Source organism: Bradyrhizobium sp. SHOUNA76 (assembly GCF_023006445.1).
In the GTDB taxonomy this organism is placed as follows: domain Bacteria; phylum Pseudomonadota; class Alphaproteobacteria; order Rhizobiales; family Xanthobacteraceae; genus Bradyrhizobium.
On the sequence record NZ_JALBHA010000809.1, the window covers coordinates 1 to 1,773 of the forward strand.

The following is a 1,773-nucleotide window of genomic DNA, read 5'->3' on the forward strand; positions in this document are numbered from 1 at the left end:
GGTCAATCCGAGCGTCGCGCCCGTGATCAAGAAGCGTGTCGACGACACGCCGCCCAAGCGCAAGGTGGTCGAGACCCCGCCGAAGCGTCGCCCGCCGTCTGACCAAGTGGTCTACGAGCGCGCGCCACCGCCGGATCGCGGCCCGCCGCCCGAGGCTGTCATGCAAGGCATCGGCATCGGTGTCGGTATCGGCCTCGGCATGGGAATGGGCGGCCGCGGCGGCGGTGACCATTATCGCGGCGACCGCAGATACTGAGCCGCTACAAGGTCCATAATCCCATTGGAGGATTACACGAGGTCGTCATGCCCGGGCTTGTCCCGCCTGCGCGGCCGAAGCCGCTTCGGCGAGGCGAAGGCCCGGGCATGACGCTGTTGAGATGCTGGTGCTCACAGCACGCCTCTTACGTGCGGCCGCCCTGCTCTCTATTGCGCCAGCGCCGGATGATCCCGCTGCACGGCCTCTCGGACCCAGCCGGCCTGGATCGCGCGAAACAGGATCTGCGCGGTCTTGAGATCATTGGCCTTCATGCAGAGTTCGACGATGCGGCGCACCGCATCGTCGCGCATCAGGTCGTCTGAAATCTTCATTGCGATTTCCATCGCGACGCGGGCGGCACGCTCGTAGCGTTCACACTCGCGCTCAGCAGTCCGCGCTGAGGCTCCGACGGCCTCCGCGCCTGCCCTCGCAGCCTGGCAAATGTTCCGAATTCGCTCCGCCGCGTCGATGTCGCCGATCGGCCCCTGGATCGGCTCGTCCCAAATGTCTGCAGGCTGCCGCCTTGCGAACCACTTCATCGCCCCCACCAATGGTCTGGTCGGCCTCGCGCCGTTCAGGACATGCGGCGCGGCCCGATCGCTTCGAACTGCGCCTTCTGCTCGTCGTTCAGCGTGGCGTAGAAATCATCGAGCGCCGCGCGCACCGACTTGATCCCGTCCAGCATCACGTCGAGGCGTTTGCGGATCGCGGCCATGCGTGCCGGCGGGGTCATCACCTCATTGGGCTCGCAGGCCGCCTTGAGCGATGCGCTGACCTTGGCGCTGGTATCCTGGAGCACCTGGAGCGCCGCGCGCTGGGTGTCGTTCGGACGAAGCCTCTCCTCGATCGTGGCGCCGGGCCAATCGAACGCGGCGGATGCGCTGCAAGTCTGCACCGACGGGTTCGCATTGTTCGACGCCGTCGCCCGACGCTGATCGTCAGCCAGCGCATTGAAGCGCGCTTTCTGTTCGTCCACAAGCGAACCATAGAATTTGTCGAGCGCCGGCTGGACCAGATCGACCGCCTTCTGCATCGCTTCGACGCGCAGCTGCATCGCCGCGAGCCGGCCGGGGGCCGTTGCTGCGGCCTGCGTCGGGCAGGATGTGCGGATCAGCGCCGCAGCGTCAATCGAAGCGTTGCCGAGCGCATCAAGATCGGCTCCTTGCGCATCGCTTGGCTGCACCGCGGCTGCAATCTGGTCAATCGGCAGACCGACGATTCCGCGGCGGTCGCTGCCGCAGAGCTGATCGAGCGGCGCGCTGCGCGCCCGCCGCCGTCCCTGCTGTTGCTGTGGCAGATAGGCCGAGAGGCGATCATAGCCATAGGGACCAAACATGCCGGCATAGATGTCCGGATAGCCGTAACCCCAGAAGCCGGGCCCGTCGCCCCAGATCGTGTAGTCGTAGAGGTCGTTGTAGGCGAACGGCCAGAACAGCGGCCCGACCCAGCCGTAGCCGCCACCCGCATGTTGCCACCATCCGCTGCCTGCGCCGCTCCAGCCGGCCAGTGCGGCCGCG

2 protein-coding genes and 1 pseudogene are annotated in these 1,773 nt (G+C 66.8%); 1 reads left to right on the plus strand and 2 read right to left on the minus strand.

Going from position 1 to position 1,773, the window contains the following annotated elements:
- Nucleotides 1-256 (plus strand): annotated as a pseudogene (locus MOV74_RS37365) (caspase family protein); the annotation flags it as partial.
- 167 nt (nt 257-423) lie between these two features.
- Here MOV74_RS37365 and MOV74_RS37370 read toward each other — a convergent pair.
- Both MOV74_RS37370 and MOV74_RS37375 read right to left on the minus strand, forming a co-directional pair.
- Nucleotides 424-795, minus strand: a complete 372-nt coding sequence (locus tag MOV74_RS37370) for a hypothetical protein (protein WP_246932436.1) — start codon at nt 793-795, stop codon at nt 424-426.
- Nucleotides 796-830: 35 nt separating this feature from the next.
- The coding region (locus MOV74_RS37375) for a Spy/CpxP family protein refolding chaperone (protein WP_246932438.1) at nt 831-1,773 on the minus strand (943 nt) is incomplete at its 5' end.